Below are 18844 nucleotides of genomic sequence, written 5' to 3'. Positions count from 1 at the left end.
TTTCAGCGTGATAGAAAACCTTTGCAGTCTAGGAAGGACGAGTACTAGCGCGAAGCGAATTTGACATTCGTGAGCACCGGAACGCAGGACTGACACCGAATGCGAGGGTTTGTCTACACGCTGTAAGGGAGATACAAGATCTCCCTTATTTGCTTATTCGAAATACACGTCATTTAAAGCTTCTGAACCAGTTGGATGCGGCTGATAGCCTTTTAAATCATTAGATGCTGCAAGCATTGGGATCGAATGCACCAATGGAATCCAAGGTGCTTCATCATGAATGATTTCTTGCGCTTTTTTATACAACTCATTTCGTTTCTTTTGATCTGTGTCTGTTTGCGCTTCAATGAGGATGTCGTGCATTTTATCGTTTTCGAAGAATGTATAGTTGTTGCCGCCAATGCTGTCTTTGTCCAAAAGTGTGTAGATGAAATTATCAGGATCGCCATTGTCCCCTGTCCAGCCTAATAAGAACACATCTGCTTCCCCTTTACTTGCCTTATCTAAATAGGTCGCCCAGTCATATGTCACAATTTCTGCTTTGACGCCGACCTTTTCAAAGTTTGATTGAATGACTTCTGCTATCTTCATCCCATCTGGCATATATGGACGCGGTACAGGCATCGCCCAAAGCTTGATGCGAAAGCCGTCAGGAAAACCCGCTTCTTTCAAAAGTTCCTTCGCTTTTTCTGGATCATACGGATATGGATCAATGTCGTCATTGTAGCCTTCTAAAGCTGGGGGAAGAGGGTTTTTTGCTGGCTCGGCAAGTCCGCCATAAAATGACTCAATGATGGATTCTTTATCGACCGCGTAATTGAGTGCCTGACGAACGAGCTTGTTATCAAGCGGCTTTCTTGTGACGGTCAGTCCGATATAGCCTACGTTCATTGATGGTCTTTCAATAAGCTGGAGTGCTTTATCAGTTTTAATGCCATCTAAATCTGACGGATTCACGCCATCCATCAAATCGATCTCACCTGTTTTCAGGGCATTTAAACGAGCCGAGTTTTCTGGAATAGAGCGGAAGATGATTTGATTCAGTTTTGGTTTATCCTTCTGCCAGTAATCTTCGTTCTTTTCTAACACGATACGGTCGTTTTGCTTCCACTCTTTAAACTTGAATGGTCCTGTTCCCACTGGATTCTCACGAAAAGAATCACCGCTTTTTTCAACAGCCGCAGGACTTGCGATGCCAAACGGTGACATAGCAATGTTTTTAAGGAATGTCGCCTGCGGGCGCTTTAGCTGAAATTCAACTTCATGCTCTCCTTTGACGATGATGTCTTTAATCACATGTCCTTTATCTTTTTTATAGCCGCCAAACATGCCATAGTAAGGAAATTTTTCTGCATCACCATTCATCCAGCGGTCAAAGTTGAATTTCACTGCTTCTGCGTTAAAGTCTGTGCCATCGTGAAATTTCACACCTTCTCTTAAGTAGAATGTGTATGATTTTCCGTCCTTTGCAACATCCCAGTCTGTTGCGAGACCAGGATGGATGGTCGTGTCTTTCTCACCATAATTCAGTAGCTTTTCAAACATATTCTCTGTGACCTTGAAGGTTTCGCCTTCTGTCGTTGTGATCGGATCTAGTGAAGTGGAGTCTCCTCCTCTGCCAAATACGAGGGTGTCTTTTGTTGCTTTTTCTTCTGATGACGGTGCGGACGAGCATCCCCCCAAAAACAGTGCAAGTGCCAGCACAAAAATGAAACTACTGAACAACCATGTCTTCTTCATTGTGTTCCTCCTTTTGATATAAGTAACACGCCGCTGCGTGCCCCGGTTCCTCCTCATACAAAGCAGGGACTGCTTTTAGGCATTTCTCCCACCTTTTTGGACACCTTTTGTAGAAAGGACAGCCGCCTTCTATCGTCATTGTGGACTCTTCTGCTGACACATCTTGCGTCTCCAGCACGTGGTCCATATGTGGAATGGATTTCAGAAGCAGCGACGTATAAGGATGAAGCGGGCTGTGAAACACGTCTTCGGCAGGCCCCATCTCGACAATTCGGCCAGCATACATCACTGCGATTCGGTCGCTCATATACCTGACAACACCAAGATCGTGAGAAATAAACAGATACGTCAGAGAAAGCGTCTTTTGCAATTCAAGCATCAAATTCAAAATTTGTGCTTGAACGGATACATCTAAAGCCGAAACGGGTTCATCGGCAATGACAAGACTTGGATGGGTAATGAGTGCTCTAGCGATACCAATACGCTGCCTTTGTCCGCCGCTGAATTGGTGCGCATAACGTTCCCCGTAGGAAGGATCAAATCCGACAATGTGCAGCATCTCTTTGACCCGCTTTCGTCTATCTGCTTTCGTCCCATGTTTATGAACAATGAGCGGTTCCTCTAAAATATCTTTGATTTTCATTCGTGGATTTAATGAAGCGTATGGATCTTGGAAAATCATTTGAATGTCTTTTCTTAAAGAACGCATCTCTCTTTCTTTCAAAAGAGTGACTTCTTGCCCTTTCAGTTGAATAGAGCCTGACGTCGGTTCAGTCAATCTCATTAAGCTTTTGCCAAGTGTTGATTTCCCGCAGCCCGATTCACCGACAATGCCAAGCGTTTCCCCCTCCTTCACGTGAAAGGACACTTGATTTAAAGCCAGAGTCGAATGTTTGTGTTTAGAAAAAAAAGCGGCTGTGTCATACCGTTTTGTCAGCTGATTCACTTGCAAGAGTGGGCGACTCAGTGTCTTCTCCTCCTTCCATTAGAAAGCATGCCACGCGGTGGTCCTGTTCAATGGATTGTAAAACTGGATCTTCTTCAAGACATTGCGCCATTTGATAAGGACAGCGTGGTGCAAATTGACAGCCGGATCGAATGGTTCCCGGCTTAGGTACATGACCTGTAATAGAGATGAGCTTTTCTTTTTTCTCTTTAAATGATGGAACTGAGGCGAAAAGACCTTTTGTGTAGGGATGCAGAGGTTTTTGAAAAATACGGTCAACGGTTCCTTCTTCTACAATTCGACCGGCATACATAATCATGACTCGCTGGCATATTTGCCGCACGACGCCTAGATCATGGGTTATAAATAAAATAGCGGTGTCCATCTCTTCGTTTAGCTTTTTGAGCAGGCGAAGGATTTGCGCTTGGATGGTCACATCAAGTGCAGTTGTCGGTTCATCTGCGATCATGAGCTTTGGGTGACAAAGCATCGCCATCGCAATCATGACACGCTGGCGCATGCCGCCTGATAATTCATGCGGGTATTTTTTAAGCAACGATTCGGCTTGCTTCAATCCAACTGTCTGAAGCAGATCAACCGCCTTTGCTTTTGCTTCTTTTTGACCGATTGCTTGATGTGTGAAAAGGGCTTCCGTCATTTGTTTGCCGATGGTCATTAATGGGTTCAGAGAGGTCATTGGCTCTTGGAAAATCATCGAAATGTCATTTCCTCTTATCTCTCGCCACTGTTTTTCTGAAAGCGACAGCAGGTTTTGCCCTTCGAATTGGACTTTACCCGTTGTGTCTGTTTGCTGGTTCAATCCCATTAATGACATAGATGTGATACTTTTCCCGCAGCCAGATTCGCCAACAATTCCTAAGGTTTCTCCTTTTTGAATCGAGAACGATATGTGATGGACGATGGGTACTTTTTGCTTTTTTTGCTGAAACGCAATGGACAGCTGTTTGACATCTAGCAGCACGTCTTGTTCTTTCACATATTCACCACCCCGTCATACTTTTTAAAATTGTATTGAGACAAGCTGGGAAATATGTCATGTTTTTGACAAGCATAAAAAAGCCTATCCGCTAGAATCGGATAGGCTTCTACTAATTTAATGTTTGAATGGTAAATAGATGGCGATAGTGGCTGTCTCGGTTCATTAATTCTTCGTGTGTTCCTTTTTCCACAATTTCGCCTTGTTCCATGACGACAATGAGGTCAGCATGTGTAATTGTTGATAAGCGGTGCGCGACAATAAAGGTTGTGCGGTCCTTCGCTAGCTTTTGCATCGCTTCTTGAATGTAATGTTCACTTTCTAAATCAAGTGCAGACGTCGCTTCATCTAAAATCAAAAGCGGTGGATTTTTTAGAAAGACCCTTGCAATAGAAATTCGTTGTTTTTGACCGCCTGACAGCTTCACGCCCCGTTCTCCTACCTTCGTGTCATATCCTTCAGGAAGAGACATAATAAAATCATGGGCATTTGCCGCTTTTGCAGCCGAAACAATTTTTTCAAAAGATGCTTCTGGATCTCCAACAGCAATATTTTCTTTAATCGTGTCACTGAATAAGAATGTATCCTGCAGCACCATTCCGACTTGATTTCGAAGGCTTCTTGCTTTGTACTCTTTTATATCGATGCCGTCAATTTCAAGTGACCCGTTTGTGACATCATAAAACCTTGGAATTAAGCTGACGAGTGTCGACTTCCCTCCACCGCTCATTCCTACAAGCGCAACCGTTTGTCCTTTTTCTACTTTCAAGGAGATATTGTGCAGAATCTCTTCCTGCGTGTGTTCATAACGAAACGACACATTTTTAAATTCGACCTCTCCTTTTAAATGATCGGCTTCTTTTGCATTCGGCCGATCTGTGACCTCATACGGCTCATCAATAAATTCAAAGATACGATCCATTGACGCCACTGACTGGGTTAAAGTCGTGGATGAGTTAATGAGACGGCGAATCGGGTTGTACATCCGGTCAATATAGCCGACAAAGGCAATCATGGTCCCGATCGAAAGTGATCCATTAATTACGGTGTAGCCAGCAAATGCAATGATCAATAGCGGTGCAATATCAGTAATGGTATTGACGACGGCAAATGTTTTAGCGTTCCAATTCGTATGGTTGATCGCTTTGTTTAAGAAATTTTTGTTTTCATCATGAAAATTCTCTTGTTCATATTCTTCAATGGCAAAGCTCCGAATGACTGGCATACCTTGTACCCGCTCATGCAGATGCCCTTGCACCTCAGCCAGCGCCTGCGACCGCTCTTTTGTCAGCTTGCGAAGCCTGCCGTAAAAATACTTCACAGCAAACGCATATAGCGGAAAAATGATGACAGACACGATGGTGAGCTTGATGTCCAGTGTACACATAATGGCGATCACGATCAGCACGGTCATCAAATCAAGCCAAATGTTCATAAGACCTGTGATGACAAACTCCTTTGTCTGCTCCACATCGTTGATGACCCTTGAAATAATTTCCCCAGTTCTCGTGTTGGCATAATAACGAAGACTGAGCTTTTGAATATGCGAGAACAGCTTTTCCCGAATATCAAATAATACCTTACTGCCTGTCCACTGTGCGTAGTATTGTCTATAGTATTCAACAGGCGGTCTCATCACTAAAAATAAGACGAGCATGATTCCCATAATGATCAATAGAGATGATGTCTTTTCTTCAGCCGACCCCGAGCCTTGAATGACATCATCAATGACATACTTTAAAAGCAGAGGCAATGTTAAGGGAATCGAGAACTTGATCATCCCGATGACCATTGTCAATGCAATCTGTTTTTTATACGGTGTAACAAAAGCCATGTAGCGTTTAATGACCCCCATGTAAATCTCCTTCCCAATCTATCAGTGCCTCTTATCCGTACGCAGTCAAAAACCTGTTAGCCTAAAAAGCCAAACAGGTTTTTGCTGCTCTTGCTTATTTTGTATAATGTAAAAAACGTTCATACCACATATCCACAAATTCAGGAGCAAACGGACCTTTCCGCTGGTGAATCCAATGCAATAATGTATTCAGATGCTCTCTTAAGATACTATCGATTTCCTTTGGATAATTCATCTGCCTCTTATGATCTGCATATTCATCCTCATCCAAAATATTGTACGTCATGTCTGGAAAGACTTTGACATCTAAATCGTAATCAATATACTTAATTGCCTCATCATCTGTCGCAAAAGGAGAGCTGATGTTGCAGTAATAATATACCCCATCATCTCTAAGCATCCCAATTACATTAAACCATTGTTTTGCATGGAAATAGCAAATAGCCGGTTCTCTCGTCATCCAAGTACGGCCGTCGGATTCAGTCACCATTGTACGGTCGTTTGCACCAATGATACACAATTCCGTTGCTTTCAGAATGGTGGTTTCATTCCAAATCCTGTGGATCAAGCCATTGTGTTTATAGCTTTGAATTTGGATGGTTTCTCCTTCCTTGGGATAGCCCATATTTTCTCCCCTACTTTCTATAACAAACAAACCTAACAGTCCAAAGACCTAATTTCCCAACTAAACATGTCTCTATTATATTATACCGTTACATAGTTAAAAAATGAAATGAAAAAGCCATTCAACCCAATTGAACGGCACACTGTCTTACATCACGGTTGAACTCTTTTCCATCTGCTTGTATGAATTGATGACCTCTTCTGTCTGTTTTGTAAATAAGGTTTGGACTTTTTGCAGTTCCTCCCGTTTCTGTTTGATTTGATCATGAAGCCTGGTCCACTCTTCTTTTTTTTCATCCTGCAGCAATTGTTTTTCTGTTTCTAAGCATAGATCGAGTTCTCCCTGGACATCGAGCAGCTGATCCATGAGCTGCATTTGTTCTTTGACAAGCTGATCGAAATCAGACATCTAACTCCTCCCTTTTATTCGAATCCACTTTTTGTCTGTATACCATTTCTTGAAAGAACGAGGAAATCCTTTGACTGTTTATGTAGAGGTTTTACAGGTTTTGTCGGATGGTGGTGAGAGGCAAAAAGAAAAGCACTTCATTCGTATATGAAGTGCTTTCCTCTGTTTCAGTGATTAGCTGTTTTGTTGTTTGTTTTGCTCAGCTTTTTGGTTGTATTTTTTTACTTGCTGTACGTCAGTCTCGCTAGCAAATTCAGTACCAAATTGACCGCCTTGTGCAGAAGCTTGGTTTTGTTTCTTCACTTGTTGTGCGTTTGTTTTGTTTTGTTGTTGATCCATCATTATCACCTCCACGCACATTAATTTGTGCAGAAGGTGTACATCCTATTCATGATTTTTTTAAACTAGCAAAGAACGTCCGCCATCCACAATAATGGTCTGTCCTCTAATCATGTCTGCCTTGCCTGATACAAGGAACTCCACGCTGTCGACCATGTCTTTAATTTCCACCATTCGGCCGGCAGGTGTGTTTTTCTTTGCATCTTCTAACAGCTCTTCACGGTTCGGGAAGTGCTTGAGCGCATCTGTATCGATCGCGCCGCCAGATACGGCGTTGACGACGATATTTTTTTGTGACAGCTCAACAGAAAGGTAACGTGTCAAAGCTTCTAGTGCGGCTTTTGACACGCCGACTACTGTGTAATTTTCAAGGTAGCGGATGGAGCCTAGTGAGCTAATGCTGACGATATGTCCGCCGCCATTTTTCTCCATTAATTTCGCCGCTTCTTGTCCGCAGAATAACAAAGCCTTCGCATTGATATTCATTGTCCAGTCCCAATGGTTTTCTTCAAGGTCCATGATTGGGCGCTGAACGCCAGACGCCGCATTGTTGACAAATACGTCTAAACGGCCAAAGGTTTCATCGATTTGCTGAAACATATCTTTGATTTTCTCAGGCTGGCCTACATTGGCTTTCACGACCAATGTTTTGACGCCCATCGCTTCAATTTCTTCCGCTGTTTCAAGTGCGGCTTTTTTGCTTCTCGCATAGTTAATGACAATGTCATATCCTTTTTCAGCCAGGCGAAGGGCTACTTCTTTCCCTACTCCTCTGCTGCTGCCTGTAATTAATGCACATTTACGTTGACTCATTATGGTTCATCTCCTGATTTGAATAGTTTTCGTTCATTCGCTTCACACTAATAGGAAAGTTCCTATTAGGAGGTTACATTCATGTATGTCGGACGCGATTTAAGCCAGCTTGGCATGATGTCCAAGGATCAATGGAAAGATACTGAGCTTGCTTACTTTCATCATGCTTTCCAACAAATCTTACCTTATTTGAACGAAGAAGGGCAATCTAAGTATCGAGAAATCATTTCTGAAATCGAAGACCGCGGGGGTCTGCATAGAAATGAAGCTGATTATACTCATGGTACAACGGTTAAATACGACTAGGCTCTTCAAGTGCCAGCTTCCAAATTTTTTGGTGTGAGACTGGCAAAGCATACGCCTCAAATTCCTCTGTTGTGACTTTTTTCAGCATCGTGTCATCAGATACAGAGGTAACTCGTCCAAAGAAAACAGAAATATTCCAGATGAGGTGGGTAAATACATGCTGAATGGTGCCTTCTAAATCACCAAGCTCCGCTTGTACACCTGCCTCCTCTTTTAAGAAATCAATTAACTGCTCTTTTTCCGTTTTTCTTCCCTTCATGGTTTCCATGTTAGGGAATTCCCATAAATTCGCAAGAAGGCCTGTACTTGGCCGTTTATGAATATATAGGTTGCCTGCATCATCAAATAACACCGCTGCTGCCATTGATTTTGCAGTCGGCTTTTTCTTTTTGCTTTTCACTGGGAGCTCATGCTGAACGCCTTCCTCTAGTGCCGAGCAATGCATGTTCACAGGGCAAATGAGGCAGGCAGGGGATGTTGGGGTGCAAATGAGCGCACCAAGCTCCATCAGCCCTTGATTGAATTCTGAAGGCTTTTCCCGGGAAATGAGCTGATCGACCGCAAACTCGAAAATATTTCTCGTTTTTGGTTTTGCTATATCATCCCATACAGACAAAATACGGGAAATGACCCTCATGACGTTGCCGTCTACCGCAGGGTACGGCTTGTTATAGGCGATACTCAGCACTGCACCGCTCGTATACGGACCTACACCTTTAAGCTTTGAAAACTGCTCTTTCGAATCAGGGACAACGCCCCTGTAGGATTCATATACTTCTTTCACAGCTGCCTGTAAATTACGAACTCTTGAGTAGTAGCCAAGACCTTCCCATGCTTTCATGACCTTTTCTTCATCAGCTAAAGCGAGATCCTTCACCGTCGGGAATTGCTCCATAAACCGGTTGAAGTACGGAATGACCGTATCCACTCTCGTTTGCTGAAGCATCACTTCTGATACCCAGACGCGGTATGGATCCTGATTTTCACGCCATGGCAGTGTCCGTTGTTCTTTTTCATACCAATCAATTAAATCATGCTGAAAGCCCGCAATATCTTTGCGGTCCAGCTTTTCTTGAATGTCTTTCATATCTATACTCCTTCTCATTGAACCGAGGGCTAACGTTCTGAAAAGAACCTTATTTGTTGTATACTGTTTGTAGATACGTTAACATGTTACATTAAATCAGGACAAAGCAAAAGTGATTTTGCACAAAGTCTTGAAAGAAGACGTATACTTTGTATGATTGTTCCTAAGCATGACAACTAGGAGGTAATCAATTGGATACTGGTACTCATGTAGTAATGGGCATTTCTCTTGGGGGACTTGCACTTTTAGATCCAGCCGTCAGCGCAGATCCACACATGGCACATGCCGTGATGCTCGCGACCATTGCCGGCTCCCAAGCACCAGACATTGATACTGTGCTAAAACTAAAAAATAATGCGGTTTATATAAGAAATCACAGAGGATTTACACATTCCATTCCAGCTGTACTGTTCTGGTCAATACTGATACCGGCTGTGATTTTCCCATTTGTGCCGGGGGCGGATTTACTTCATCTGTGGTTATGGACTCTATTAGCCGTTGTGCTCCATGTGTTTGTCGATATTTTCAATGCATACGGCACACAGGCCATTCGTCCATTTTCAAAGAAATGGGTAGCGCTTGGGATCATTAACACGTTTGATCCTTTCATCTTTTTTACACACCTTGTCGCCATTGTCGTTTGGGCCATTGGCGGTCATCCCGGCTATACGTTCATCTCGCTGTATGCCGTGATTTTCTGTTACTATATCGTCAGGGTGATCATGCAGCTTCAGATTAAACATCAGCTGCGTGCACAATTCGATGAAATTGAAGACATTATTATTTCGCCTACAATGAAGTTTAGACAATGGCGTATTGCTGTGAAATGTAAATCTTCTTTCCATGTTGGGCGCAGCATGAATGGAGAGGTCGTCATTTTAGACACCTTTAACCGTGTGCCGGTCCCGGATACTGAAATTATGAAAATTGCCAAGCAAGATGAAAACATTTCAGCCTTTCTCTCCTTCTCCCCTGTCTACCGGTGGGAAGTGGATAAATACAAGGATCATTATGAGGTGCGGTTCATTGATTTGCGCTACCGCAGCAAAGGTCACTATCCTTTTGTCGCGATCTGCCATATCGACATGGACCACCAAATCAAAAATTCCTATACCGGCTGGATTTTCAGTGAAGAAAAACTGCAAAAAAAATTAAGACTCGGCTCTGTGTGAGCGAGTCTTTTTTTGTGTTTACATCTCTTACAACTTCGTCATATATTCCACAATAAACTCCCAAAACCCAGGTCCCTCTTGGTAAATCAGCCGGTCTACTTTTTCGATGAGTTTGATATAGAGTTCTTGTTCGAGGTCTTCTCTTTCTTGATATGCCGTGTTTTGTAGTTTCTTTTTGATCATGGGTGTGAAAGTTTCAATGAGTTCTTCCATTTCTCCATTGGTGATTTTGTCTTCGTTCACGGACATCTCCCCCTGTTTCTTCTTTTAGTTTGTTGAGTGCTTTTTTGTGAATGTTTGAGATATTTTGTCTTGATTCGCCTGACTGATCAGCTATTTCCTTCATCGTTTGGCCTTCGACATAGATTTGGGTTAAGACCATTTTTTGTTTGTCTGTGAGCTGCTGGTAGGCCTTGTACAATGTTTTGTCTTGCAGGTGCTCTCCTAAGTCTTGCTGGTTGAAGAGCACGGCTTCATACGTATCTGTTTGAACAGGATCTTTCACTTCTTGTTGATCAGGATGATCGAGTATGAGCGGAAAACGCTGCTGCTTCTTTTTTACTCGTTTGTCAAAGTCGACTGAAAAGATGCGTATCATTGTGGAGATATACTTGATGATGCGGATTTTTTGATAAAACTGCTTGAACTCGGAATCTAGTTTTTTCGCATTTTCTTCGTTTGGCTCTTCCATGACTTGCCGGAGCAGCTGCTGGTTTTTAGGGTTGCTTAAAAATTGCTGAATGAGCGGGTGATCAACGATTTCCTTCCATTTTGCTTTCAATAACAGCCGATAATCCATGTGCATCCTCCCCTTTGTTCCCTCTACTTGCATTAAGTGGACAAAAGTTAAAAAAAGTAAACTTTGTGAAACGGGTCTAATGGTTCATTTTCTCCTCCTCTGCTTTCCTTTTTCTTCTTTCAGACCACCTATATAGAAGACGAACATCCGCTGGGAGGTGAGACAAATGGAGACCTTTTTTTCGGAGGAGTGGCTGAAGCAGCTCGGTCAGGCTGGCTTCCCTGCCATTTTGACGGTTTACTTGCTGACACGCTTTGAACGAAAGTTTGATGAATTAAGCAAACTCATCCAACGATTAGTCGCTGCTCAAAAAAATGATGAATCAGATTGACATCTGCTTGATTCGTTTCACCTTATGAAAACGAGGGCGAAATGAAAGGCCTTTTGTCACCTCACACAATACGATGTTGAAAGGGGATTTTATCATGAGTGAAAAGCAAAATGGTGTACCGCAGCCGATTCGAGGAGAAAAAGGAGCAACGGTCAAAATTCCACGTAATCTCGAGCGGGACAGACAAAACCCAGATATGCTCACGCCACCGGAAACCGATCATGGAACGGTTCCCAACATGAAATATTCTTTTTCTGATACGCACAACCGTTTAGAAAAAGGCGGCTATGCCAACGGTACGTGAACTGCCAATCTCTAAAAGCCTTGCCTCTGTCAATATGCGGCTAAAGCCTGGTGCGATTCGTGAGCTGCACTGGCATAAGGAAGCGGAATGGGCATACATGATTTATGGGGAAGCCCGGATTACATCAGTTGATGCAGAGGGGCGAAATTTTACAGAGGATGTGACCGAGGGTGATTTGTGGTACTTCCCTTCAGGCTTGCCGCACTCTATTCAAGCACTTGAACCGGGAGCTGAATTCTTGCTTGTGTTTGATGATGGTTCCTTCTCTGAAAATAGTACGTTCCAAGTGACTGATTGGCTTGCCCATACGCCAGAGGAAGTTGTGCTCCAAAACTTTGGAATGACAAAGGAGCAATTTGAGAAACTGCCAGAGAAAGAGAAGTATATTTTCCAAAAAGGAATTCCTGGTTCCCTTGAGTGTGACAAGGTGAAAACAGAGCAAGGGGAAGTCCCGAATTCCTTTAAATATGAGTTGTTAAAGCAAGAGCCGATTACGTCAAGCGGTGGACAAGTGTGGATTGCGGATTCTACCAATTTCAAAGCTTCTAAAACGATTGCCTCTGCTCTTGTGAAAGTTGATCCAGGTGCCATTCGTGAGCTGCACTGGCATCCAAATACAGATGAATGGCAATATTTCATTTCTGGAAAAGCTCGAATGACGGTATTTGCTTCTGATGGACATGCGAGAACCTTCAACTATCAGGCGGGAGACGTTGGCTATGTGCCATTTGCGATGGGGCATTATGTAGAAAATACAGGCGACGAACCGCTTTATTTCTTAGAAATCTTCAAGAGCGACCATTATGCAGATATCTCACTCAATCAGTGGCTTGCAGTCACACCGAAACAGCTTGTTCTTGATCATTTAGATCAAGGTGAAGAATTCTTGAAATTGCTTGATACTGAAAAACACCCTGTCATCGCTGCACCTAAAAAAGAGGATTAATTCCACCTTCCTGCAAAAAGGCTGTCCTTTTTGCAGGTATCTTCATGTAAAGGAGTGTTGTTTATCCATGCAGCAATCTGTTCACGCTTTATGGCAAGGGGTGAAGTGGCTGATGGCGATATCGGTTGTCTGTTACATATTTTTGTTGTTTTGTGTGCTGTTCTTTCATTTGACGGGTGCTTTTTATCAATCAATTTTATCGCTGCTACTGTTTATGGGCATCTATGTTGTACTCGGGATATCTTTTGAACATCTGGAGCACGTGCTCATGCAGTTTGTTCGAAAGTGCCGGTCTAAAAAACGATCCATCGTTTTCTATGCCATTTTATTTCACCTTTTGTTTATTTGGGGTGCTGTTTATTTATCAGACGAATTGGTTGACGGCATTTGGCTGTCTACTTCTGAGGAAATTCTTTTTGCCCTTAGTCTTTGGTTGTTTCATTTTTTGTTTGATTATGCGACGTTTCCGTTTGAGAAAGAAGCTTCGTGACTCTCTATCGTCTTTCTGGAGAGAGCGCTTCTTTGATCTGCTTCATATGATGGATGTCGTGATCAATCAGTCCTTGAAAATAACTTGATAACGTCAGCTCGGATTGACCGATAAAAAAACATGTATTCCAGCGAGATGCTTCGATTTTCTTTATTTCTTGAAGCAATTCTGTTCTGACAGTAATAAATCGTCCAATCGTCTCGCTTCTCTCTTCGTGCCTCGCCCTTTTGGCTGACTGCCGATTCATTTCATGCACATCAGGTGCCTTAGATAATGGACGATTGTTCCAAAATTCCTTTAGGCGATCGTGTAAAATAAATTCATCCCACGGAACGAAATGTGCGATGATCTCAGCAATGCTCCACTTTCCATCAGCGATGCCTCTGCGCCATTCTTCGTCTGTTATTTCCACTAGTGACTGTACCCATTCAAGGGTGTGTTCATAATGATCAGTAATGGATTCTTTGTTTAACGTCAAATGGTTTTCCCCCATTCTCATGCTTTTATGTTGATTGTATCAATTTTGAGAAAGATAAAAAAACACCACTTATGATGAAAAGTGGTGTTTCTTGTGTTTTCTCCGTGCATAGAGGATCGCACCAATCAAACTGATCAATGAAATCAATGCGAGAATTCTGATATAAGGCGGATAGTAGGTTAGCACAATCTCGTTTTTTCCTTTTTCTATTGGAAAACCAATAAAAGTGTAGTTGGCTTTTTCAATATCGGTTTTGTGTCCGTTCACCGTGAGCTCCCAGCCTTTTTCATATGGAACAGGCAGAATCATATAATTATCGCCGCGCTTGTTATCATATGAAATCGTAAAGCGGTTATTTTTAAGCTTTACTTTTTGGCTGCCATCATCCTGTTTTTCTTTTTCATATGCTTTTTCTAGGACGCGGTAAGGTTCTTGATACAGCTTCATTTGATTGAGCTCATATGTCCCTTTTGGTACTCGAATGGAGAGGATCTTTTCCGCAGGGACTCGAATCGTCACTTCATTTACGCCTGTTTTGTAGATGGATGTATTGCTTTTTCGTGAGGTGACGTAGTCGTCAACGGATAACTGAAACCCTGCGTTACGGTCGGTCCGCTTCACATAAAAGCTCACATACACATCCCCTGAACGGGCCATATCATCTGGCAGTGTGATATTCAGGCCGCCCTTTTCTCCATATACATCAAGCACACCATTTTCGTATACAGCTTGTTCAGTATGAACATTGGTATCTTTGACTCGATCTGCTGCGCGCTCGATTTCAGCGTTTCCTTTTTTGTCTAAAATGACGCCTTGCAGCATCGCATGCTCTTTATCAAGTGCTGAGGCATTCTTTAAGGATTTTTCTGAATAAACGGTGCTCGTTGTTCTTGCAAATGGCAGCGGCCGTGTATTTTCATATACCTCATAATGCTCGCTTTCTAATATTGGTTTAAAATAAGCTGGCGGTGAGTAAGGCATCATGTTGTTTCTCATATAATACTTTCCGTAGGTCAGGCTGTATAAATTCGCCCTGTCTCCCATTGTTGCATACCGGCTGACACTTTCCCTTCCCATATCGATTTGCAGGTCATTCCAGTAGAAATTGAGCAAATGCTGATTCAATATACTTGAATACACACTCATGCCTTGAAAGCCTTCAAATAACGGGGTATTGTTTCGCACGCCGTTCATCCAATCAATACGGGCGAGCGGATCTTTTGAGCGGCTTTGAATCTGCTGGATCAGCTTCATTTGCTCAGGCCCAGCATACGCTTCACTTTTCATATACGTATCTGATACTTCCTTGATATTGCTTCTTTCAGATAAGTAGCCCTGCTGATACACACCTGCTGTCAATAAGCTAAAGACAATGAGCACAGATGAAAAGAGACGAAGGTGCTGGCGTTTTTCGGCATGAATCCATAGGAAGAACAAGCTGATCACAAGCAGTCCTATGCCTGTAAATACAACGACATCCATGTTTCCCTTTGCTCGTTCTGAAAGGGCGACAGTGAGAAGGAATGCGATCCAGGCGCCTAAGACCGCACGCTTTTTCCATTTCCACTCGATTTGTGAGAAATGCTTGATGGTGATGGCAACGACCGCTCCAACTGTAAAGGCAAGAATGTATTCAAACCTGTACTGCGGTGCCGAAAAACCATTAAACACGCTCGCCATCTTTGGGCTAAAGTGAAAAACAATGAGCAGAATACTGATGGATGTGAACATGAAAAACCATCTGTTTCGGTAAAGCGGAACGAGGAACATACAAATCAGAAAAATCACGGGTAATAAATACACCCTGCTTGCAAACAGCAGATGATCATGCAGCTCGAACCAAGGAATGGCCTGTTCATACGGTGGTCTTACATTATTGAGAAAGCCATAAACAGACGGGATAAAAAAGGCGGCACTGATCCCAAAGGATAACAGCGTAGAGATCGCAAGCGTCCAGAACACCTTCCACCCGCGCTCCTCACTTCGCAGCTTGATCATATATCTGAAAACAAGATAGATCGCTAAAAAGATAAAATGAATATAAGCAAAGTAAAAGTTGTTTATGAGCATCAGGCTGCACGCCAAAATAAACCAAGCCGGCTTACCCGTTTTGAATATCCGTTCAACCCCAAGCACAAGCAGCGGAAGCCACATCATGCTGTCGGTAAAAAACTCCCAAAATGTTTGATGCCGAAAATACACAATAGACAGTCCGTAAATTGCGGCACCTGTCAATGCACTTAGTCTATTTTGAACCATTGAAAGAAGCACACGGTAAGCGATGATTAGAATGAGCGTCAGCTTGATCACGCTCAGCCAAATCACAGCATGTGCCCAGAAATGAATGTCCGTTGACTGTATGAAATGAAGCGTATTCATCAGCCAGACGACAGCGACTGTCACCATAAAGACCGCCGACGTTGTGAAATAATACCCTAATTGCGTGTATGTACCGCCGCCTAGACCGAATTGATAGGAATAAAAGAAATTCCCTTTGACATATTCGTCGTAAAGCAGCTTTTTAAATGGGAGCATTTGCGAGATGCCGTCCCCATCTCCTGTCATGTACCGGCCTTGCGTATATTCATATAAGAAAAAGGAGTGGCCTAATAAAGCAAGAATGAGGCACATTCCAATGATTATCCATCTACGTTTCATCATCTAAATCCTTTCCACAAAAGATCCACTGTTCTTTGAAACAAAACAACCCAGCAAGCGATTCGTGCTTGCCGGTTATTTGACTCCACGTTATTTAAATAACTGTGTTAACACTCGGTCTTGTTCCTTTGAGCTTGTCTCTTGCTGCATGACATTTGATTCTTGGATCAAATAATGCGGCCTCTTTTTCGTTTCATAATAGATACGGCCAATATATTCTCCAATCACACCTAGACTCAAAAGCTGGACACCTCCGAGGAAAAGCACAGCCGATATTAAAGTGAAATAACCCGGTACCATCACGCCCGTTCTGACAATTTGAATAAAGGTGGCCACGATGTAAATCAAAGAGAGGAATAAGATCAGTATGCCAGTATAAAAACAAATACGCAGCGGGCGGTTGTTAAAAGAAATGACGCCATCTATGCCATAGTTAAATAACTTCTTCAGTGACCATTTTGTATCACCATGCTGTCTTTCTACATTTTCATAATAGATGACCTTTTCTTCAAACCCAATCCAGCAAAAAAGCCCTTTTGAAAAACGATTTCCCTCTTTCAGCTGAAGCAATGCATCGATTGCTTGGCGTGAAATTAAACGGAAATCCCCGACGCCATCACGCAAGTCCACTTCTACTACCTTGTTCATCACTTTATAGTACATGGATGCTAAGTAAGAGCGAAGCTTGCTGTCTCCTTTACGGTTCCGTTTGGCAATGACTTGATGATAGCCTTCTTCATATCCTCTGACAAAATCCTGAATCAAATACGTCGGGTGCTGCAGGTCGGCGTCCATGATGATCGCAGCTACTCCCTTCGCATATTCAAGTCCTGCCAGAATAGCGGCTTCCTTCCCAAAGTTACGCGAGAAGGAAATGTATTTGACCTTTGCACTTTTGCGAGAGAGCTCTCTCATGTATTGAAGTGTGTTGTCCTTGCTTCCATCATTCACAAAGATGATTTCAAAGTTATAATGAAAATCGCGAAACTCTTCCTCGAGTGCCTCAAAGATTCGTCTGATGTTTTCACCTTCATTGTAAGAAGGAATTATAACAGAGAGCAATTCTCGTTCCATATCGCACCTTCTCTTCACTTTTTTCACATAGTCTGTTATGTTCATTATTCCTTTTTTGTCAGAAAACGAAACCCTTTTTTATTATCCATAAATTACATGTCTCTTTAATCGTTCCATTATATCAAAGTTTTATTTCCAGTGATTTTCAGTAAGATGAATTTAATGTAATTTTAAGTTTAACCATTGTAAAAAGCCTGTAATTTCGATCACAGACTGGGTATTGTATCATAAAATTGTTTGCTTATTTATATATTTTCCTATTTATTGAAAAAGATGAGCGGGCACTTCTTTTAATGAAGCAGCCCTTTGTTCTGCCCTTGCAGATGCTCGTTTGCCTTTGATTGTTTATTTTGAAATAAATGCAGCTGCGCACCGTAGCTCTCAATCCATTCTTGGACAATCCGTTCTGTTGTTTCCTGTCCTTTATACTTGCGGCCAGCCTTTGCATAGGTCGTTTCAAAATCACTCCAAAGCAGCTCTACCCATGTACGTGCTTCTTCATATGTCAGCATATTGTTTTTTTCCATGAGTTGTTCTGTTAGTCGCTCAAAGTATTGTTCCATGTCGGTTCCTCCTTCATCTAGCAGAAAGTGCCTTTTTAAAAAAACCTCTTTTTTCATATACTACCCTTACGTCTTCAAAAGACGCAAATGATTTGTATTGTTTGGAGGGAATCGATATGCGTAATAAAGCAAAAGGCTTTCCAAATCAAGTGAATCACAAATTTGAAGGCGAACCAGGCGCCACAGATGCTTATGCGTCTAAAAGGCCGAATGGTGAGACGAATACACGTCCACAGGAACGTATGAGGGCATCAGGGAAACGCTAATTTTTCCAAAGGGAGTGCTTGAGATATGAGTTCAAATGGGAAATCGTATATGGAAGACTTTGTTCAATTAAGGACAACCGCTTACCCTCAACCATGGGCGAATGCAAAGCATTCTGCCTCTCAGGTCAACGGAGAAACGCAGCAAACGCAGCACGACATCGTACTTCAGAACAACGTCCGTAAACAGCGTTCGAAGTAAAGAAAAGGACTGATCTCTAGGATCAGTCCTTTGTCTTCTTTTCAGCGTGATAGAAAACCTTTGCAGCCCTAGGAAGGACGAGCACCGGCGCGCAGACCTGACACCGAATGCGAGGGTTTGCCTACACGCTGGATCAGTCCTTTTGCGTAAGCATTGAAATCGGCAGGGCATCTTCCTTATTTGGAGCCGATACTCTGTATCCCCATGCAAATACACCATTTAGATATTCTACGTAAAATTGCTCGTCTGTATCTTTGATTTGATATGTCGTTTTGGTTTGAATGAGAGCTGGATCTAATAAGTAGGCTTTCGCCATATCGATTTTCCGTTCTAAGACGGCATATTCATTTACAATGCCAAGCTGTTCAGCCTTTCGTGCTTTTTCAGAAAGAGAGGCAATCTCCTGCTTCAATTCGTATTCCGTCATCTCACTATAGCGTTTTTCCAT

Annotated in this window: 21 protein-coding genes and 2 pseudogenes; 7 read left to right on the top strand and 16 right to left on the bottom strand. The window is 42.6% G+C overall.

The genetic code is table 11. From position 1 onward, the window contains the following. Positions 1 to 153: 153 nt before the first annotated feature. The 8 genes and pseudogenes from GKC25_RS04035 to fabL form a co-directional block, all read right to left on the bottom strand. Positions 154 to 1740 (bottom strand): ABC transporter substrate-binding protein, encoded by a 1587-nt coding sequence (locus GKC25_RS04035; RefSeq protein ID WP_034664966.1) that lies wholly within the window; start codon positions 1738 to 1740, stop codon positions 154 to 156. Then, positions 1715 to 2692 carry an ABC transporter ATP-binding protein gene (locus GKC25_RS04030; protein ID WP_095286109.1) on the bottom strand — a complete coding sequence of 326 codons (978 nt, stop codon included), beginning with the start codon at positions 2690 to 2692 and terminating at the stop codon, positions 1715 to 1717. The genes GKC25_RS04035 and GKC25_RS04030 overlap by 26 nt, the downstream gene beginning before the upstream one ends. Further along, positions 2661 to 3683: an ABC transporter ATP-binding protein gene (locus GKC25_RS04025; RefSeq protein ID WP_034664972.1), complete on the bottom strand. Its 1023-nt coding sequence runs from the start codon at positions 3681 to 3683 to the stop codon at positions 2661 to 2663. The genes GKC25_RS04030 and GKC25_RS04025 overlap by 32 nt, the downstream gene beginning before the upstream one ends. A gap of 112 nt (positions 3684 to 3795) precedes the next feature. Then, complete coding sequence (locus GKC25_RS04020; RefSeq protein ID WP_034664974.1) at positions 3796 to 5538, bottom strand: ABC transporter ATP-binding protein; 1743 nt, start codon at positions 5536 to 5538, stop codon at positions 3796 to 3798. A 94-nt stretch (positions 5539 to 5632) separates the two neighbouring features. Continuing rightward, on the bottom strand, positions 5633 to 6163 hold the full coding sequence (gene ntdP, locus GKC25_RS04015) for a nucleoside tri-diphosphate phosphatase (RefSeq protein WP_024425209.1): 531 nt from the start codon (positions 6161 to 6163) through the stop codon (positions 5633 to 5635). A gap of 147 nt (positions 6164 to 6310) precedes the next feature. After that, the gene (locus GKC25_RS04010; RefSeq protein ID WP_034664977.1) at positions 6311 to 6571 is read right to left on the bottom strand and encodes a YgaB family protein; all 261 of its coding nucleotides are present in this window, start codon (positions 6569 to 6571) and stop codon (positions 6311 to 6313) included. Between the two features lie 174 nt (positions 6572 to 6745). Then, positions 6746 to 6895 (bottom strand): annotated as a pseudogene (locus GKC25_RS04005) (gamma-type small acid-soluble spore protein); the annotation flags it as partial. A gap of 75 nt (positions 6896 to 6970) precedes the next feature. Then, on the bottom strand, positions 6971 to 7723 hold the full coding sequence (gene fabL, locus GKC25_RS04000) for an enoyl-[acyl-carrier-protein] reductase FabL (protein ID WP_024425211.1): 753 nt from the start codon (positions 7721 to 7723) through the stop codon (positions 6971 to 6973). 81 nt (positions 7724 to 7804) lie between these two features. On the opposite strand from fabL, the gene GKC25_RS03995 reads away from it, so the two are divergent. After that, a complete protein-coding gene (locus GKC25_RS03995; protein WP_003217808.1) occupies positions 7805 to 8029 on the top strand; it encodes a hypothetical protein in 225 nt (74 codons plus the stop codon). Here GKC25_RS03995 and mutY read toward each other — a convergent pair. Next, positions 8016 to 9116, bottom strand: a complete 1101-nt coding sequence (gene mutY / locus GKC25_RS03990; protein ID WP_034664981.1) for an A/G-specific adenine glycosylase — start codon at positions 9114 to 9116, stop codon at positions 8016 to 8018. The two genes, GKC25_RS03995 and mutY, sit on opposite strands and share 14 nt — an antisense overlap. Positions 9117 to 9307: 191 nt before the next feature. Here mutY and GKC25_RS03985 point away from each other — a divergent pair, with 191 nt between their 5' ends. Further along, complete coding sequence (locus GKC25_RS03985) at positions 9308 to 10288, top strand: metal-dependent hydrolase (RefSeq protein ID WP_034664985.1); 981 nt, start codon at positions 9308 to 9310, stop codon at positions 10286 to 10288. Between the two features lie 27 nt (positions 10289 to 10315). On the opposite strand, the gene rsoA is transcribed toward GKC25_RS03985, so the two are convergent. Further along, the gene (gene rsoA / locus GKC25_RS03980) at positions 10316 to 10537 is read right to left on the bottom strand and encodes a sigma-O factor regulator RsoA (protein ID WP_172400684.1); all 222 of its coding nucleotides are present in this window, start codon (positions 10535 to 10537) and stop codon (positions 10316 to 10318) included. Continuing rightward, on the bottom strand, positions 10485 to 11087 hold the full coding sequence (locus tag GKC25_RS03975; RefSeq protein WP_034664990.1) for a sigma-70 family RNA polymerase sigma factor: 603 nt from the start codon (positions 11085 to 11087) through the stop codon (positions 10485 to 10487). Before GKC25_RS03975 ends, rsoA begins: the two co-directional genes overlap by 53 nt. A 166-nt stretch (positions 11088 to 11253) precedes the next feature. Between GKC25_RS03975 and GKC25_RS03970 the strand changes: the two genes are divergently transcribed. The 3 genes and pseudogenes from GKC25_RS03970 (at position 11254) to GKC25_RS03960 (ending at position 13158) form a co-directional block, all read left to right on the top strand. Beyond that, the gene (locus GKC25_RS03970; RefSeq protein ID WP_073204399.1) at positions 11254 to 11418 is read left to right on the top strand and encodes a YvrJ family protein; all 165 of its coding nucleotides are present in this window, start codon (positions 11254 to 11256) and stop codon (positions 11416 to 11418) included. Between the two features lie 94 nt (positions 11419 to 11512). Beyond that, positions 11513 to 12668 (top strand): annotated as a pseudogene (locus tag GKC25_RS03965) (oxalate decarboxylase family bicupin). A 67-nt stretch (positions 12669 to 12735) separates the two neighbouring features. Next, on the top strand, positions 12736 to 13158 hold the full coding sequence (locus GKC25_RS03960; RefSeq protein WP_060595810.1) for a regulatory YrvL family protein: 423 nt from the start codon (positions 12736 to 12738) through the stop codon (positions 13156 to 13158). Between the two features lie 4 nt (positions 13159 to 13162). Here GKC25_RS03960 and GKC25_RS03955 read toward each other — a convergent pair whose 3' ends face one another. The 4 genes from GKC25_RS03955 to GKC25_RS03940 all read right to left on the bottom strand — a co-directional run bounded on the left by GKC25_RS03955 (position 13163) and on the right by GKC25_RS03940 (position 17931). After that, positions 13163 to 13636, bottom strand: coding sequence for a DinB family protein (locus GKC25_RS03955; protein ID WP_342689915.1), 474 nt, complete (start codon positions 13634 to 13636; stop codon positions 13163 to 13165). Positions 13637 to 13705: 69 nt separating this feature from the next. Continuing rightward, positions 13706 to 16297 carry a YfhO family protein gene (locus GKC25_RS03950; protein WP_187704412.1) on the bottom strand — a complete coding sequence of 864 codons (2592 nt, stop codon included), beginning with the start codon at positions 16295 to 16297 and terminating at the stop codon, positions 13706 to 13708. Between the two features lie 87 nt (positions 16298 to 16384). Beyond that, entirely contained in the window at positions 16385 to 17368 is a 984-nt protein-coding gene (locus tag GKC25_RS03945; protein ID WP_034665005.1) for a glycosyltransferase family 2 protein, read from the bottom strand. Positions 17369 to 17658: 290 nt separating this feature from the next. Beyond that, positions 17659 to 17931, bottom strand: a complete 273-nt coding sequence (locus GKC25_RS03940) for a YfhJ family protein (protein ID WP_034665009.1) — start codon at positions 17929 to 17931, stop codon at positions 17659 to 17661. A 116-nt stretch (positions 17932 to 18047) separates the two neighbouring features. Between GKC25_RS03940 and GKC25_RS03935 the strand changes: the two genes are divergently transcribed. Then, on the top strand, positions 18048 to 18197 hold the full coding sequence (locus GKC25_RS03935) for a small, acid-soluble spore protein K (RefSeq protein ID WP_003217849.1): 150 nt from the start codon (positions 18048 to 18050) through the stop codon (positions 18195 to 18197). A 25-nt stretch (positions 18198 to 18222) separates the two neighbouring features. Beyond that, complete coding sequence (locus GKC25_RS03930; RefSeq protein ID WP_003217811.1) at positions 18223 to 18396, top strand: YpzG family protein; 174 nt, start codon at positions 18223 to 18225, stop codon at positions 18394 to 18396. 133 nt (positions 18397 to 18529) lie between these two features. Here GKC25_RS03930 and GKC25_RS03925 read toward each other — a convergent pair whose 3' ends face one another. After that, complete coding sequence (locus GKC25_RS03925) at positions 18530 to 18844, bottom strand: YfhH family protein (protein WP_034665012.1); 315 nt, start codon at positions 18842 to 18844, stop codon at positions 18530 to 18532.

This window comes from Bacillus pumilus, assembly GCF_038738535.1.
Classification (GTDB): Bacteria; Bacillota; Bacilli; order Bacillales; family Bacillaceae; genus Bacillus.
Note: the sequence above shows the minus strand (reverse complement) of the source record. Positions and strands in the feature narration are given on the sequence as shown.

Coding starts and splice junctions, on each gene's coding strand:
- GKC25_RS04035 (WP_034664966.1), bottom strand. CDS start 1,740: ATGAAGAAGACATGGTTGTTCAGTAGTTTCATTTTTGTGCTGGCACTT.
- GKC25_RS04020 (WP_034664974.1), bottom strand. CDS start 5,538: ATGGGGGTCATTAAACGCTACATGGCTTTTGTTACACCGTATAAAAAA.
- ntdP (WP_024425209.1), bottom strand. CDS start 6,163: ATGGGCTATCCCAAGGAAGGAGAAACCATCCAAATTCAAAGCTATAAA.
- GKC25_RS04010 (WP_034664977.1), bottom strand. CDS start 6,571: ATGTCTGATTTCGATCAGCTTGTCAAAGAACAAATGCAGCTCATGGAT.
- fabL (WP_024425211.1), bottom strand. CDS start 7,723: ATGAGTCAACGTAAATGTGCATTAATTACAGGCAGCAGCAGAGGAGTA.
- GKC25_RS03995 (WP_003217808.1), top strand. CDS start 7,805: ATGTATGTCGGACGCGATTTAAGCCAGCTTGGCATGATGTCCAAGGAT.
- mutY (WP_034664981.1), bottom strand. CDS start 9,116: ATGAAAGACATTCAAGAAAAGCTGGACCGCAAAGATATTGCGGGCTTT.
- rsoA (WP_172400684.1), bottom strand. CDS start 10,537: ATGTCCGTGAACGAAGACAAAATCACCAATGGAGAAATGGAAGAACTC.
- GKC25_RS03975 (WP_034664990.1), bottom strand. CDS start 11,087: ATGGATTATCGGCTGTTATTGAAAGCAAAATGGAAGGAAATCGTTGAT.
- GKC25_RS03970 (WP_073204399.1), top strand. CDS start 11,254: ATGGAGACCTTTTTTTCGGAGGAGTGGCTGAAGCAGCTCGGTCAGGCT.
- GKC25_RS03960 (WP_060595810.1), top strand. CDS start 12,736: ATGCAGCAATCTGTTCACGCTTTATGGCAAGGGGTGAAGTGGCTGATG.
- GKC25_RS03950 (WP_187704412.1), bottom strand. CDS start 16,297: ATGATGAAACGTAGATGGATAATCATTGGAATGTGCCTCATTCTTGCT.
- GKC25_RS03945 (WP_034665005.1), bottom strand. CDS start 17,368: ATGGAACGAGAATTGCTCTCTGTTATAATTCCTTCTTACAATGAAGGT.
- GKC25_RS03940 (WP_034665009.1), bottom strand. CDS start 17,931: ATGGAACAATACTTTGAGCGACTAACAGAACAACTCATGGAAAAAAAC.
- GKC25_RS03935 (WP_003217849.1), top strand. CDS start 18,048: ATGCGTAATAAAGCAAAAGGCTTTCCAAATCAAGTGAATCACAAATTT.
- GKC25_RS03930 (WP_003217811.1), top strand. CDS start 18,223: ATGAGTTCAAATGGGAAATCGTATATGGAAGACTTTGTTCAATTAAGG.
- GKC25_RS03925 (WP_034665012.1), bottom strand. CDS start 18,844: ATGGAAAAACGCTATAGTGAGATGACGGAATACGAATTGAAGCAGGAG.